This window comes from Acinetobacter sp. IK31, assembly GCF_035615195.1.
GTDB lineage: Bacteria > Pseudomonadota > Gammaproteobacteria > Pseudomonadales > Moraxellaceae > Acinetobacter > Acinetobacter calcoaceticus_C.
The window spans coordinates 150,378-163,032 of record NZ_JANBOB010000011.1; the positions used below are offsets into that span (position 1 = coordinate 150,378).

The window sequence follows — 12,655 nt, forward strand, 5'->3', positions numbered from 1 at the left end:
ATCGATTGCAAAAGGACCTATAAACCGATTCTGACAAACTTGCTAAATCTGTAAAGATTTTTTATTGTGTTGACACCAAAGCAATTGGATATAGATGTATTACGCTTATGTCTGTAATAGAAAAAGAAACTTCAAATAGTTTATATCGCCAATGGCAGATTTTGTCTCGACTTCCTACCGGCAAGTGGATTGGAACAAGAGAATTACAGGAAATGCTTGAACGTGAAGGTATTGAAATCAGTTTAAGGACTATTCAACGTGACTTAAATCAAATTGCTCAGCGTTTTCCAATTGAAAGTAACAAAGCCGTACCTCAGGGCTGGCGGTGGCAATCTGATGCGCCCATTCAGAGCTTACCTCACATGACTAGCTCTCAGGCAGTCACATTTATGATGGTTGAGGAACATCTTAAACACTTACTTCCACCAAGTCTGCTTGATGAGATGGGGCCTTGGTTTGATTTGGCCAAACGCAGCCTCTCTACACAAAATAATGTTAGACAATGGATTAACCGAGTACGCATCGTACCAGCAAGCCAACCTCTCATTCCGCCTGTAGTTGACCGAAATGCTCAACAGGCAATTTATGAAGGTCTACTCCAAGACAAACAAATAGAATGTATTTATCGAGCACGAGTAAATCAGGGCGAGGATAAAACTTATGTTTTAAATCCTTTGGCTTTGGTACAAAAAGGTGCAGTAATTTATTTAATTTGCACACGACATGACAAAACTGAAGTTCAAACTTTTGCCTTGCACCGTTTTAAATCAGCAAAAGTCTTAGATAATCGAGCACTGCATCCGGTCAATTTTGATATTGATCATTATATTGATTCAGGCGCTTTAGGCTTTAGAGTGGACTACAAACAGCCAACTGAGTCAATTCAGCTCACATTAACCATGACAGAGCAAACTGCTAGAACTTTCTATGAAAGTCAGTTAAGTAAGGACCAAACGATAGTCCCACTTGAAGAAAATATTGTAGAAGTTACAGCGACCGTACCTTTTACGTCTCAACTGGTGTGGTGGTTGCGTAGTTTTGGCAAGAAACTACTGCATATCGAACCAATTCAAGTACACAATGCTGTACGAGAAATTGAATCTGAGAATAAATAGATATAAAAAAGAGAACCATAAGGTTCTCTTTAGATTTTGAATTATAATTTTCTTAATTTTATATTGGCTTTTATATTTATAGTTGTTTTCAGATCCATGTGTTCTCCCCCACTAAAACTGATCTGCTCTTCTTTTGCGCTATTTTGAACATAAGCATTGGCATGCCATTTCATCTCTATTGTAGCGAATTGATTTCATTGTCATGGTTAAAGCCCTCTTTGTTTGAACGTGAATTCAATATAACTGGCTGCTTGAAATATGTGAAATAAGAAAAAAAGGAAGTGAAATCTGTTTTCTTCCTTAGGAAGTTTCCATATATTTTTTGAACAGAAAATAAAAAAGCCCAGTCTTAACTGGGCTTTTTTTACATTTATAAGATTAAGCTGTTTTCTTAATCATATTATTTTTACGAATTGTGATCATCACAAGTTGAACTGCTGCTGGTGTAACACCAGGAATACGGCTCGCTTGAGCTAATGTTTCCGGAAGAACCGTTTTTAATTTCTGAGTAATTTCACGCGATAAACCAGACACTACATCATAATTAAAATCGGTAGGAATTTTAGTTTCTTCAAGACGCTTTAACTGCGCCACATCTTCATGCTGACGGTTAATATAACCTTCATATTTCACAGCAATCTCGATTTGCTCACCCACGTGTTCAGACACATCAGAACCAGTAAGTTCCGCAATTTGATTAAAGTTAATGTTAGGGCGTTTGAGTAAATCAATTGCACTACACTCTTTACTCAAATCAGCGCCAGTCATTTCAACAAACTTTTTACCCATAGGGTTATTCGGCGCTGCCCATAAATGCTGTAAACGAGAGGTTTCACGCTCAACTGCTTCCATTTTTTCACAATAAGCAGCCCAGCGCACGTCATCAACCAACCCAAGTTCACGACCAACAGGAGTTAAACGTTGATCCGCATTGTCTTCACGTAACATTAAACGGTATTCAGCACGTGAGGTAAACATACGGTATGGTTCTTTAGTACCTAAAGTGATGAGGTCATCAACCAATACGCCCATATAAGCTTGGTCACGCTTAGGTGTCCACTCTTCTTGCTCCCACGCACGGCGCGCAGCATTTAAACCAGCAAGTAAACCTTGAGCACCAGCCTCTTCATAACCGGTCGTACCATTAATTTGGCCAGCAAAATATAGACCACTAATAGCTTTAGTTTCGAGAGTAAATTTTAAAGCTTGTGGATTGAAATAATCGTATTCAATCGCGTAGCCTGGACGCAAAATATGGGCATTTTCCATACCACGAATAGAACGAACAAGCTCAAACTGCACGTCAAATGGAAGTGAAGTCGAAATACCATTTGGATAAAGCTCGTGTGTATCTAAACCTTCTGGTTCCAAAAACACCTGATGTGAATCTTTATCTGCAAAACGGTGAATTTTATCTTCAATTGAAGGACAATAACGTGGACCAACCCCCTCAATAACACCGGTATACATTGGTGAACGGTCTAAGCCGCCACGAATAATGTCATGAGTTTTTTCATTGGTATGCGTGATATAACAATTCACTTGTTCAGGGTGCATAGAGGCATCACCCATGAACGACATAACTGGCGATGGGAAGTCACCTGGCTGCGGAATCATGACTGAAAAATCAACCGAACGTGCATCAATACGTGGTGGTGTACCTGTTTTTAAGCGACCTACAGGTAATTTTAATTCACGTAAACGCTGAGCAAGTGCAATAGAAGGCGGGTCACCCGCACGACCACCGCTTGATTTTTCTAAACCAACGTGGATTACACCACCCAAGAATGTACCAGTAGTCAACACCACTGTTTTAGCGTCAAAGCGAACGCCCATTTGAGTAACAACACCTTTAACAGTATCGCCTTCAACAATCAGGTCATCAGCTGCTTGCTGGAAAATATCAAGATTTGCTTGATTTTCTAATGTTTCACGAATGGCAGCTTTATAGCGAACGCGGTCAGCTTGAGCACGTGTTGCACGTACTGCCGCACCTTTACGTGAATTTAAAATACGGAACTGAATACCACCTTTATCGGCAGCTAAAGCCATTGCTCCGCCAAGCGCATCAATTTCACGTACTAAATGTGACTTACCAATACCACCGATTGCTGGGTTACAACTCATTTGACCCAAAGTCTCAATGTTATGGGTCAAAAGCAAAGTCTGTCGTCCCATACGCGCAGCAGCAAGGGCCGCTTCCGTACCTGCGTGACCGCCACCGATAACGATAACATCATAAACTTTAGGGTAGTGCATGAGTACAAAACACCAGAAAAAAAAAGACGGAACATTATAGCAAAATTATCTGCTTATTGATGTACATAATTACAAAATCGTCTTCACATAATTTACGGTACGCCACAAGATTTGACATTTTGTTTCATGAATTCAATACAAAGTGAATGTTATTAAAACAAATTCATCTTAGAATAAAAAATGTACAGCACTTCTATGACTTTAAAATTAACGCGACAAGAAGGAATACAAAATGAAATCGACCATGTTAAAAATCTTAACTGCATCTCTACTTTGTTTTTCAGGCGTAACTTTTACACATGCTGCAGACATGAGCAAAGCCGAAACTCAAAAACAAGTTAGAGCATGTGCTAAAAAGCAGCAAGGCGAATGGGTATCTTACAGCCATAATGGCGTAACTTTTAATGGTACTTGCCAACCGAATGAAAACGGTAAGTTACAATTTAAAGCCCCTGCTCCTTAATTTGTTTCGGCATAAGGTATAGAAGAAGCAATTTATTTTCCGCTATACCTTCTCAGTATTTTTAAAGTCGGCCCATTAAAGATGGGCCGCTTTCTTTTTTAAAATCGTCTAGTCAGCTACAATACGCCTTTAAATAAAATTTTTAGGTCCTTTTCGTGAAGTGGTTACAAATACACATTACCGTTGATCAAGCACAAGTTGAGTTCACAGAAACACTTTTAATGTCTCTAGGTGCGGTAAGCGTAACTCTGGATGATGCTGAAGATCAGGCTTTACTTGAACCATTACCAGGTGAAACACCTTTATGGAATAAAGTGATTGTGACCGGCATTTATCAACAAGACGAACAAGACCCTATTGATGTCGACACTTTAGAAGCTTTCTTAAAAGCTCAACTTCCAGACGCTCCTATCCGTCATGCCGAGCTTGAAGATCAAGTGTGGGAACGCTCATGGATGGACTATTACGAGCCAATTCAAATTGGGGAAAAGTTCTGGATCGTACCTGAATGGCTAGAGCCACCAGAAGCTGATGCAACTAATATTAAGTTAGACCCAGGCCTTGCGTTTGGTACAGGTAACCATGCAAGTACATTCTTATGTTTACAGTGGTTAGGTAAAGCTGACGTTAAAGATAAAATCGTTATTGATTATGGCTGTGGTTCAGGCATTTTAGGTGTAGCAGCTTTATTATTAGGCGCTAAAAAAGTATATGCCACTGATATTGACCCTCAGGCTGTTTTAGCAACAAAACAAAATGCTGAACTTAATGGCGTATTAGATCGTCTATATGTTGGCCTTCCTGAAGAATTTAATCAAGAATTCGGATCTCAACAAGCAGATGTTCTGGTTGCAAATATTTTAGCAGGTCCGTTAATGGCACTTGCACCAGAGTTTGTAAAATTGCTTAAATCTGATGGTGAATTCGCGCTTGCTGGTGTGATTGAAGAGCAAGTTGCTGATGTTTCAGATGTTTATTCTGAATTTTTTGATATATTAGATATCGAAAAACGCGAAGAAAATTGGTGTCGCATTTCAGGAAAACGCAAAACAATAAACTGAGAATATTTTAACTCATGAATGAAAAACAAACCCGCTGCCCTAAGTGCTTAACAGTTTATAAAGTATCCCTTACTCAATTGACTGTTGCTCAGGGTATGGTTTGTTGTCCTAAATGTGACTTTAATTTTAATGCCCTCACCCATTTGGTTAATATTGAACAACCAGTCATGGTTAACTCATCTACATTAGCCAATGGTTCTATGCAAGCAAGATATATGACGCATTCTCATGTGTTAGATATCTTTGATCAAAAAGTTGAAAACTCAAATATTGATCTTTTAACTTATCTCAACAATTTAAATTATTTTCACAACGAACCTATTAACGCACTACCCAATCTTAATTTAGCTGAACAAACATCCGCACAAGAACAAGACAATAATAAAAAGCATAGTTGGCTGTACTACACGCTCTGGAGCTCTGCTAACCTTATTTTGATTTTAGTTTTTACTTTTCAAATTCTCTGGTTTAACCCTAAGCTCATGCATGCAAGCCCAACCGTCAGCCATGCATTTAATTATGTTTGCGAAACACTGCACTGCAATAAGTCAGCCGAACAATATCAACTTATTTATATAGAAAAGTTAAAACTCCGCAAAGTTGACACAAGTCATACGCAATTTTCAGGCATATTGCTTAATCAGAATGATAAAAGTATTGAACTTCCCAACCTAAAGTTGAGTTTTGCAACAGACTCAAAAAAAACAGAAGAAGTTATATTGACTCCTCAACAATATCTTGTTGAAAACTTACGGGGTATTCAACGTATTCCCTCTAACACCCCTTTCCGATTCCAATTTGAGCTAAACAGAAGCAAAAAAAGCTTACTAAATTATCGATTAGAAATTGTCCACCCCTAAAATGTAAAAAAAGTGAAAAAAAAATAAAAAAAAATGCAGTTAATTTGCTCACTTTTTCCTAGACAATGGTATGATACGCGCCACGAAAGCTTTGACTCATATACTCCTCGCTCTCAATCCAAAAAAAATACTGTTAAGCATGTGTGCTTTTCTACTTTAAGCACATAGCCTAACTTTTTTTGTTTTTGAGGGGGCTGTAACAAATATTTAACTATTGTTACGCTTATTTTTTATTCAATACGAAGAAATATGGCAAGCTAATTGTTCTTATGTTTTAGAGTCACTGTTTTAGGATCTAAAACAGGACTCCGTATTTTTAGACCACATTTATATACTACTTTATCCAAGCTAGTATTTGATTTTCGGATTAACTCGCATGAATAGCAAATCTCCTATTTTTACTGCACAATCTGATGTTGCTCTTCGCATCCACGTTGATCGCGCAGTTCGCCATTATTTTGCACAATTGCAAGGTGAGCAACCATCTCAGGTATATGACATGGTGCTAGCAGAAATGGAGAAACCTCTTTTATCTGTAGTTCTTGAATATACACGTGGTAATCAAACCCGTGCTGCCGAGATTCTTGGACTCAACCGTGGCACTTTACGCAAAAAGTTAAAAGCTCACGGTTTAATGAGTGAATAAATGATAAAATGCTCACGACGTCGTGGGCATTTTTTTATGCTTATTGGTTTTAATCCGTAGACTTGAAATTGTTGAATTAAACATCATGACTATTAAACGTGCTTTGATTTCTGTATCTGATAAGACAGGAATTGTCGAATTTGCTCAAAACCTTGCAGCTTTAGGGGTAGAACTATTATCTACAGGCGGCACATACAAGTTGCTTAAAGATAATAATATCGCTGTTGTTGAAGTATCTGAACATACTGGCTTCCCTGAAATGATGGATGGTCGTGTTAAGACATTACATCCAAAAATTCATGGCGGTATTCTCGCTCGTCGCGGTTTAGACGAAGCAGTAATGGAAGAACACAACATCGATCCGATTGATCTTGTTGTTGTGAACCTTTATCCATTCGCTGCAACAGTTGCAAAACCTGACTGTTCACTTGCTGATGCTATCGAGAATATCGACATCGGCGGTCCAACAATGGTTCGTGCTGCTGCTAAAAACCACGCTTCAGTCGGTATTGTTGTAAATGCTTCAGATTACGATACAGTTATTACTGAATTAAAAGTTGCTGGTTCACTTTCTTATGAAACACGTTTTGATTTAGCTGTTAAAGCATTTGAACATACTGCCCAATATGACGGCATGATCGCTTCTTACCTAGGCGCTCGCGTTGGTAAGACCGAAGGCGAAGCTGATTTATTCCCTCGTACGTTCAATACTCAATTGAACAAAGCACAAGATTTACGTTACGGTGAAAACCCACATCAATCTGCTGCATTTTACGTTGAAGAAAATGCAAAAGAAGCATCAGTTTCTACGGCAAAACAGTTACAAGGCAAAGAATTGTCTTATAACAACATTGCAGACACAGATGCCGCACTTGAATGTGTTAAATCATTTGCAAAACCTGCTTGTGTAATTGTAAAACATGCTAACCCTTGTGGTGTTGCTGTTTCTTTAGACGGCATTAAAGCTGCTTACGATTTAGCTTATGCGACTGACCCAGAATCTGCTTTTGGCGGCATTATTGCGTTTAACCGTGAGTTAGATGTTGCAACTGCTCAAGCAATTGTAGAGCGTCAATTCGTTGAAGTAATTATTGCTCCAAGTATTGCTGATGGCGTGCTTGAAATTACTGGCGCGAAGAAAAACGTACGTGTTCTAGTATGTGGTGAATTACCTGCAATAGACGCGCGTGCACCACAACTTGACTACAAACGTGTTAATGGCGGTTTATTAGTTCAAGATCAAGATTTAGGTATGATTACTAAAGATGATCTTAAAGTAGTAACCAAATGCGCACCAACTGAACAAGAAATTGATGACCTCATCTTTGCTTGGAAAGTTGCGAAATATGTAAAATCAAATGCAATTGTTTATGCAAAAAACCGCCAAACTATTGGTGTTGGTGCAGGACAAATGAGCCGTGTTAACTCAGCTCGTATTGCTGGCATTAAAGCTGAACATGCTGGTTTGGTTGTTGAAGGCGCTGTAATGGCATCTGATGCATTCTTCCCGTTCCGTGACGGAATTGATAATGCGGCTAAAGCTGGCATTAAATGCATTATTCAGCCAGGTGGTTCTATGCGTGATGAAGAAGTAATCGCAGCAGCTGATGAAGCTGGTATTGCAATGGTCTTCACTGGTATGCGCCACTTCCGCCACTAATTTAAATTTAGTCCTCCCTAACCCTCCTTTCATTCAGGAGGGTTTTCCACAATAATGGAGCTAACTCTCCACCTTGAGGGATAGAGGGGGATGAAAAGGATTAAAGTTAAGGAACAAATTAAAAATGAATATTTTAGTTTTAGGTAGTGGTGGTCGTGAACATGCTTTGGCATGGAAAATTGCGCAAGATACCAATGTTACTCAAGTTTTTGTTGCACCAGGTAATGCTGGAACTGCAACAGAAGATAAATGTATTAATGTTCAACTTGATATTTTAGACAACTCAGCAATTATTGCTTTTGCTAAAGAAAATAATGTTGATCTTATTATTGTTGGTCCAGAAGCACCATTAGTTAATGGTGTGGTTGATGCTGCACGTGAAGCAGGTTTAAAAATTTGGGGACCTACTCAATATGCAGCGCAGCTTGAAGGTTCAAAAGCATTTGCTAAGCACTTTTTAAAGCGTCACAACATTCCAACTGCTTTCTATGATGTTTTCACTGAAGTAGATGCAGCTAAAGCTTATGTTGAAAAAAATGGCGCACCAATTGTAATTAAAGCTGATGGTCTTGCTGCTGGTAAAGGTGTAATCGTTGCAATGACCAACGAAGAAGCTTTTGCAGCAATTGATGACATGCTTGCAGGCAACAAATTTGGTGATGCTGGTTCACGCGTTGTGATTGAACAGTTCCTTGCAGGTGAAGAAGCTTCTTTCATTTGTATGATTGATGGTAAAAATATTTTACCAATGGCAACTTCACAAGACCACAAGCGTATTTTTGAAGGCGATCAAGGTCCTAACACTGGCGGTATGGGTGCCTACTCTCCTGCTCCAGTTGTAACTTCTGACATTTTTGAACGCGTTATGACTGAAATCATGCACCCAACTGTAGAAGGTATGGCTGCTGACGGACATGTTTACACTGGTTTCTTATATGCCGGTCTAATGATTGACGAGCAAGGTCAACCACGTGTGATCGAGTTTAACTGTCGTTTTGGTGACCCTGAAACTCAACCAATCATGATGCGTTTAAAGTCATCTCTTGTTGAATTGGTAGAAGCTGGTATTGCTGGTAATTTGCCAAAAGAAGCTGAATGGGATGAACGCAAGTCAATTGGTATTGTACTTGCAGCAGAAGGTTATCCTGATAGTGTACGCAAAGGCGATGTAATTTCAGGTATCGGACATTCACCTGAAGATACTAAAATTTTCCATGCTGGCACAGCAACTCGTGAAGATGGTCATATCGTGACTTCTGGCGGTCGAGTTCTTTGTGTAACGGCATTGGGTGATAGCGTTCTTGAAGCACAAATTAATGCACTAGAAGTATGTGGTCAAGTTACCTTTACGGGTATGCAATATCGTAACGACATTGGCTACCGCGCAATTGCACGTGAAAAAGCTTAAAAACTTTCAAGTTTAAAATTCTAATAGAAAAGTCTCTATATAGAGGCTTTTCTATTATGTGAAACCATATAAAAAATCGTATAAATCTTTATTGTATTGCTAAAGATATCAACAAATAAAAAAGAAGCACCCTATATCAACCACCCTTTTATTGATATGATTGGCATACCGTTGGAACTGTCAATAAACACTGCTGTTTTAATAATTTTCATAGCGACTTGCTCTACACATTATAACTGTAGAGAGTTTTTCTAATGTTCTAAATTTATGAACACTCATTTGGCTATTGTTTGGGATTAACTGTTTGGGGAAACAGTTTTTTGTTTATAAAACAATTACCCTCACTTACCACCAAAGTATGCAAGCAAATTATGGAACCCCTGAAAAAGATATCAGAGTTTAAACCTGTTGTAATTCCAACTCCTCCCATTTCATATAGATATAGATCAATACTTATTTTTCTATATCTCTTCAATCAGGACTTTTTTAAATGAAAAAGCTGATCAGTCTTTTTTTAAGTATGTCAGTAGTACTATTGGCAGCGTGTGGTAAACAAGAAGGTTCTCCACAGACACAACAAAACAATGATAGCTCCCAAGTACAAACGGTAGTGATTGCCTCTACAGGTTCAGATGCTGATATTTGGCGCTATATCGCAACTTTACCTGAAACCCAAGCTGCTGGCTTAAAGTTAGAAGTGAAAAACTTTACAGACTATGTTTCTATGAATGCAGCCATTGCAAACAAAGAAGTAGATCTGAATGCTTTCCAATCTTATTCATATCTTGTTGCATTTAATAAATCAAACCAAGATAAGATTGCGCCAGTTTCTACCACATATCTTGAGCCAATGGGTATTTACTCAAGTAAACACAAAAAAATTGATGAGCTCGCAGAGGGTGCAATTATTGCAATCCCAAATGATGCTGCCAACGAAGCTCGTGCTTTACTTTTATTACAAACAGCTGGCTTAATCAAACTTAAAGCTGATTTTAACCCGGCTCAAGGCAGTCCAAACGATATCATCGAAAATAGTAAAAAGATCGATATCAAACCAATCCAAATGGCAACAGCATTACGTATTAAAGATGAAGTTGATGCCGTTGTATTAGGTAACACCTTAGCAATGGAAGGTGGTTTGAACGCACTCAAAGATTCTATTTTCTATGAGCCTGTTGATCAAAGCACACGACTTAATGTCAACGTTCTTGCAACTGCTGATTCACGTAAAAATGATGCTGTTTTGCAAAAAGTTGGACAGCTATATCATAGTGCAGCAGCTAAAAAGTATGTAACAGAGCGTTTTGGTGGAACAAAAGTTGACGTAGATCAACCAATCAGCTATCTCTCAGAAGCTAAATAGTAATATAATAGCCGAAACGTGAAACAGGCAAATTCTCTTTGCCTGTTTTTTCTTTCCAGCATAGCTTCTGACGATATGATTCAATTTAAAAACATTTCAAAGCACTATCAGCTCAAAAGTCAAACCATACGCGCACTCGACCAAATCAATTTAGAGATTCCAGAGGGCAGTATTTTTGGCATCATTGGCTATAGTGGTGCAGGTAAAAGTACCTTAATCCGCCTGATCAACCTACTTGAGCGACCAACAGAAGGTCAAATCATTATTAATCAGAAAGATTTCACCGCTTTGGATGCACGCTCATTACGTCAGGAACGTGCCAGTATTGGCATGATTTTTCAGCACTTCAATCTGCTACAAACCAAGACGGTTGCTGAAAACATTGAAATGCCAATGTGTCTACTGAATTACAATAAAGTAGAACGTGAAAAGCGCTTAAATGAGTTATTGGAGTTCATTGATCTTAAGCATAAAAAAGATGCTTATCCAGATGAACTTTCTGGCGGACAAAAGCAACGTGTCGGTATTGCCCGTGCTTTAGCAAATCATCCAAAAATTCTTTTGTGTGATGAAGCAACCTCTGCCCTTGATCCGCAAACAACCAAGTCAGTTTTAGAGCTACTCAAAAAAATTAATCAAGAGCAAAAAATCACGATTGTTATGGTGACCCATGAAATGGATGTCATTGAAACTATTTGTGATCATGTAGCTGTGATGGAGGCAGGTAAAGTCATTGAACAAGGTTCAACGATTGATATCTTTAGTAAACCTCAACATCCAACCACTAAAAACTTCATTCAAACTGTTTTACATCAACAGTTGCCTGTGAATATTTTAAATCAGCTCGAAAACCAGCATCATCATAGTATTTACTGTTTACAGTTTTTAGGGCGTTCTGCTCAAGAACCTGTAATTCAGTCACTAATTAAAAAATTCGATATTAGCTTAAATATTTTATTTGCCAACATGACTGAAATTAATGGCACAGTCATTGGTCAAATGTTTGTGCAGCTTTTAGGTGATCCTCAGCTAATTAAGCAGGCTATTGAGTTTTTGGAACAAAATGAAGTAGGTGTAGTTCAATCAGGAGATCAAGTATGAGAGATTTAATCGTACAGTGGTTAACTGAACTCACTCAACCTTTCTGGCACAGTTCCCTTTCTATTGATCAGTTCGTTACAGCTTTGCAAGAAACCTTTCATATGGTTTTCTTCGCACTTTTGTTTGGTGGCATTTGGGGCTTTATTCAGGGAATTATTTTATTAGTTACCCGTCCAGAAGGCATTTTACCCAATAAAGTGATTTATCATTTACTTAATCCAATTGTAAATGCTTTACGCTCTCTTCCTTTTATTATTTTACTTATTGCAGTGATTCCTCTTACTAAGCTATTAGTCGGTACTTCAATTGGTACATGGGCAGCTATTGTTCCATTGACTATTTATGTTGGCCCTTATATGGGACGTCTGATTGAAACTTCATTGCTTGAAGTAAATGAAGGAATTATTGAATCTGCTCAAGCGATGGGTGCTACACCTTGGCAAATTATCTCTCGTTTTATTTTGCCTGAAGCACGCAGCTCACTGATTTTAAACCTTACCACAGCGACAATCAGTCTTATTGGTGCAACCGCCATGGCTGGCGCAGTTGGTGCAGGTGGTATCGGTGATTTAGCGATTTCATATGGTTATCAACGTTTTGATACCAGCGTTGTGATTTTAACAGTGATTATCCTACTGTTATTAGTACAGATTGTACAAACGCTAGGGAACTGGCTCGCTAAGCTCCGTTAAGTCATCCATACAAAAAAGCTCTCTTTT

General features: G+C 38.5%; 11 protein-coding genes. 10 read left to right on the plus strand and 1 reads right to left on the minus strand.

The features are described from left to right. Positions 1-107: 107 nt before the first annotated feature. A complete protein-coding gene (locus tag MSG66_RS07010) occupies positions 108-1,115 on the plus strand; it encodes a WYL domain-containing protein (protein WP_324653207.1) in 1,008 nt (335 codons plus the stop codon). Positions 1,116-1,493: 378 nt separating this feature from the next. Here MSG66_RS07010 and mnmG read toward each other — a convergent pair whose 3' ends face one another. Beyond that, complete coding sequence (gene mnmG, locus MSG66_RS07015) at positions 1,494-3,374, minus strand: tRNA uridine-5-carboxymethylaminomethyl(34) synthesis enzyme MnmG (RefSeq protein WP_324653209.1); 1,881 nt, start codon at positions 3,372-3,374, stop codon at positions 1,494-1,496. Between the two features lie 232 nt (positions 3,375-3,606). On the opposite strand from mnmG, the gene MSG66_RS07020 reads away from it, so the two are divergent. From MSG66_RS07020 to MSG66_RS07060, 9 genes are all read left to right on the plus strand, one after another. Then, positions 3,607-3,837, plus strand: a complete 231-nt coding sequence (locus tag MSG66_RS07020) for a hypothetical protein (RefSeq protein ID WP_133972720.1) — start codon at positions 3,607-3,609, stop codon at positions 3,835-3,837. A 155-nt stretch (positions 3,838-3,992) separates the two neighbouring features. Beyond that, positions 3,993-4,898, plus strand: coding sequence for a 50S ribosomal protein L11 methyltransferase (prmA, locus tag MSG66_RS07025; protein ID WP_324653211.1), 906 nt, complete (start codon positions 3,993-3,995; stop codon positions 4,896-4,898). Positions 4,899-4,912: 14 nt separating this feature from the next. Further along, positions 4,913-5,758 carry a zinc-ribbon and DUF3426 domain-containing protein gene (locus MSG66_RS07030; RefSeq protein ID WP_202741642.1) on the plus strand — a complete coding sequence of 282 codons (846 nt, stop codon included), beginning with the start codon at positions 4,913-4,915 and terminating at the stop codon, positions 5,756-5,758. A 376-nt stretch (positions 5,759-6,134) separates the two neighbouring features. After that, entirely contained in the window at positions 6,135-6,404 is a 270-nt protein-coding gene (gene fis / locus MSG66_RS07035; RefSeq protein WP_001086304.1) for a DNA-binding transcriptional regulator Fis, read from the plus strand. A gap of 85 nt (positions 6,405-6,489) precedes the next feature. Then, complete coding sequence (gene purH, locus MSG66_RS07040; RefSeq protein ID WP_133972714.1) at positions 6,490-8,064, plus strand: bifunctional phosphoribosylaminoimidazolecarboxamide formyltransferase/IMP cyclohydrolase; 1,575 nt, start codon at positions 6,490-6,492, stop codon at positions 8,062-8,064. Positions 8,065-8,188: 124 nt separating this feature from the next. Continuing rightward, on the plus strand, positions 8,189-9,472 hold the full coding sequence (purD, locus tag MSG66_RS07045) for a phosphoribosylamine--glycine ligase (protein WP_202741639.1): 1,284 nt from the start codon (positions 8,189-8,191) through the stop codon (positions 9,470-9,472). Between the two features lie 490 nt (positions 9,473-9,962). Further along, positions 9,963-10,835, plus strand: coding sequence for a MetQ/NlpA family ABC transporter substrate-binding protein (locus MSG66_RS07050; protein ID WP_133972708.1), 873 nt, complete (start codon positions 9,963-9,965; stop codon positions 10,833-10,835). A gap of 75 nt (positions 10,836-10,910) precedes the next feature. Next, complete coding sequence (locus tag MSG66_RS07055; RefSeq protein WP_324653216.1) at positions 10,911-11,936, plus strand: methionine ABC transporter ATP-binding protein; 1,026 nt, start codon at positions 10,911-10,913, stop codon at positions 11,934-11,936. Continuing rightward, positions 11,933-12,628 (plus strand): methionine ABC transporter permease, encoded by a 696-nt coding sequence (locus MSG66_RS07060; RefSeq protein ID WP_003652516.1) that lies wholly within the window; start codon positions 11,933-11,935, stop codon positions 12,626-12,628. Before MSG66_RS07055 ends, MSG66_RS07060 begins: the two co-directional genes overlap by 4 nt. Positions 12,629-12,655 lie beyond the last annotated feature (27 nt).

What these genes read in the sequence shown, in the direction of transcription:
- purD (WP_202741639.1), top strand. Translation starts at nt 8,189, where the DNA reads ATGAATATTTTAGTTTTAGGTAGTGGTGGTCGTGAACATGCTTTGGCA.
- fis (WP_001086304.1), top strand. Translation starts at nt 6,135, where the DNA reads ATGAATAGCAAATCTCCTATTTTTACTGCACAATCTGATGTTGCTCTT.
- MSG66_RS07060 (WP_003652516.1), top strand. Translation starts at nt 11,933, where the DNA reads ATGAGAGATTTAATCGTACAGTGGTTAACTGAACTCACTCAACCTTTC.
- MSG66_RS07030 (WP_202741642.1), top strand. Translation starts at nt 4,913, where the DNA reads ATGAATGAAAAACAAACCCGCTGCCCTAAGTGCTTAACAGTTTATAAA.
- MSG66_RS07055 (WP_324653216.1), top strand. Translation starts at nt 10,911, where the DNA reads ATGATTCAATTTAAAAACATTTCAAAGCACTATCAGCTCAAAAGTCAA.
- MSG66_RS07020 (WP_133972720.1), top strand. Translation starts at nt 3,607, where the DNA reads ATGAAATCGACCATGTTAAAAATCTTAACTGCATCTCTACTTTGTTTT.
- mnmG (WP_324653209.1), bottom strand. Translation starts at nt 3,374, where the DNA reads ATGCACTACCCTAAAGTTTATGATGTTATCGTTATCGGTGGCGGTCAC.
- MSG66_RS07050 (WP_133972708.1), top strand. Translation starts at nt 9,963, where the DNA reads ATGAAAAAGCTGATCAGTCTTTTTTTAAGTATGTCAGTAGTACTATTG.
- MSG66_RS07010 (WP_324653207.1), top strand. Translation starts at nt 108, where the DNA reads ATGTCTGTAATAGAAAAAGAAACTTCAAATAGTTTATATCGCCAATGG.
- purH (WP_133972714.1), top strand. Translation starts at nt 6,490, where the DNA reads ATGACTATTAAACGTGCTTTGATTTCTGTATCTGATAAGACAGGAATT.